Here is a 2,103-nt window from a genome sequence, read left to right as displayed (position 1 = left end):
GATTCGGTGGCGAGATGGTCTGCCGGCCCATCGACCTCGACTCGGTCGCCGAACGCCGGATCGAATTCGATTCGGCGGCCTACCTTCTGGAGCCGTGCACGCGGGAACTCGCCGAGTTCGAGGCGATGGCCTGGTGGCACAGCACCTCGCCGCGGTCCCGATTCACCGGCTCGCTCATCGCCACCCGGCCCGTCGACGGCGGCCGCGTGAGCATCACCGGCGGCATCGACCACTATCGGCTGATCGTCACCGACGCGCGGGGAACGCGCACCGAATCCGACCTCGATCACCGCGCGGCGCTCGACGTGTGCCGCCGGGTGCTCGGCCTCGACGTCGACGAGTTGCCTTCGCTACCAATCGGTTCCGCGAGTGACCGGTCTCACTCCGGGCGCCACGGGGTGGGAAACGGTAACCCGAGATAGACCTCGCCGAGCGCCTCCTGCTCGGCACGGGAAGCGACCCACCGGGTCAGCTTCGCGCGCCGCAACCCCCAGTCGAACGGGTCGTCGGTGAAGCGGTGCAGCACCGAGGTCAGCGTCCAGGAGAAATTCTGCGCCTGCCAGATCCGCGGCAGCGTGGTGTCGGTGTAGTTCTCGAGGGGGGTGCGGTCACCGTCGCGGTAGAACACCCCGAGGGCATGGGACAGCACGCTCGCGTCCGACACGGCAAGGTTGAGCCCTTTGGCGCCGGTCGGCGGCACGATGTGGGCGGCGTCGCCGAGCAAGAACAGCGAACCGTGCTGCATGCGTTCGGTGACCACGCTGCGCAGCGGGGCGAGGCTGCGGTCGAAGATCTCTCCGGTCTGCAGTTCCGGGTGGTCGTCGGAGGCACTGCGCCTGCGTAATTCGGCCCAGATGCGTTCGTCGGGCCAGTCGGCGAGATCGGTGTCGGCCGGCACCTGCAGGTACTGGCGCGTGATGTGTGTGCCGCGCATGCTGTGGACCGACAGTCCGTCGGGGTGGGCGCAGTACATGCCTTCCTCGGTCACCGGGGTGGTTCGGGCCAGGATACCCAGCCATGCAAAGGGATACACGCGTTCGATGGTGCGCACCGACGACGGCAGCCGGGTCCGGGAGACCCCGTGGAAGCCGTCGCAGCCGGCGACGAAGTCGGCGGTCAGGCGATGAGTGCGGCCGTCGACGGTGTAGGTGACCTCGGTGGTGGGGCCGTCCGTCGGGCCGATCTCGACGTCGGCGGCGTCGAACACCAGCGGCAACCCGGCCGCCGTGCGTGCGTCGATGAGGTCGGCGACGATCTCGGCCTGTCCGTAGACGAAGGCGTTGCGCCCGGTCAGTCGGTGGAAGTCGAGGTGGTGTGTGTGGCGGTCGTAGCGCAGGTAGAAACCGTTGTGGCGCAGCGCTTGTACGTGTAGCCGGTCAGCCACGCCGAGTTCGGTCAGGGTGTCGACGGTGGTCTGTTCGATCACGCCGGCGCGAACCCGGGCGCGCACGTGCGCCTCGTCTCGCGCCTCGAGGACGACGGCGTCGATACCCTGACGATGCAACATCATCGACAGCGACAAACCCGCCGGGCCGGCACCGATGATCGCGACCTGACAACGTATCAGGGGACTCCTGGGCATGAGGGGACTCCTGGGTGTGGGTGCTCGGTCGATACGCGCTCAGGTGAGCGCGACCAGGGCACGGAGACGATCGGGCAGGGCGGCGAGTGCGTCGGCGACCGCGGCGGAGGACACCGCGTCGTCGAAATAGGCTGCGGCCACCGACATCCCGCCTCCGACGAGCGCGGTCGTCACGGTGAGGCCCTGCGGCGTCGGGGGGTCGGCGACCGAGAACACCCGCGCCCGCTCGTCGGCCAGCCACGTCCAGCGGTGATCGCGGCCCGGCACGGTGCCCACACTTGAATGGAGCAGCGGCACCGGCACATCGGTGAGTGCCGCGGGCGGTGGGTCGGCTGTGCGCCGGGAGGACGCGAGCGTCTTGACCGAGGTGATCGCAAGGTTGGCGATGGGCCGCCCCATCCGTGCCGACGCCGTCAGGGCGCGTTGAAGTTCGTCCGGGTCACTGCCGGGCGGAACCGGAAATGCCAGTCCGGCAGAGAAATTCGCGAGCGTGTTCCGGGATCGGGGGAGATAGACGCGGG

At 69.1% G+C, this 2,103-nt stretch carries 2 protein-coding genes and 1 pseudogene; 1 reads left to right on the top strand and 2 read right to left on the bottom strand.

From position 1 onward, the window contains the following. Positions 1–422, top strand: a 422-nt coding sequence (locus tag B1964_RS18370; RefSeq protein ID WP_139765788.1) for an arylamine N-acetyltransferase, incomplete at its 5' end; no start/stop codon positions are given. Here the strand turns inward: B1964_RS18370 and B1964_RS18365 are convergent. Both B1964_RS18365 and B1964_RS18360 read right to left on the bottom strand, forming a co-directional pair. Then, on the bottom strand, positions 380–1,582 hold the full coding sequence (locus B1964_RS18365; protein WP_253194056.1) for a 4-hydroxybenzoate 3-monooxygenase: 1,203 nt from the start codon (positions 1,580–1,582) through the stop codon (positions 380–382). The two genes, B1964_RS18370 and B1964_RS18365, sit on opposite strands and share 43 nt — an antisense overlap. A 39-nt stretch (positions 1,583–1,621) precedes the next feature. Then, a pseudogene (locus B1964_RS18360) lies at positions 1,622–2,103 on the bottom strand (hypothetical protein); the annotation flags it as partial.

Source organism: Gordonia sp. i37 (assembly GCF_002043085.1).
Taxonomy (GTDB): Bacteria; Actinomycetota; Actinomycetes; order Mycobacteriales; family Mycobacteriaceae; genus Gordonia; species Gordonia polyisoprenivorans.
The sequence above is the reverse complement of the archived record's forward strand: the minus strand, read 5'-3'. Positions and strand labels throughout refer to the sequence as shown.

Excerpts from the sequence above, each read along its gene's own strand:
- B1964_RS18365 (WP_253194056.1), bottom strand. The coding sequence starts at position 1,582 with ATGCCCAGGAGTCCCCTGATACGTTGTCAGGTCGCGATCATCGGTGCC.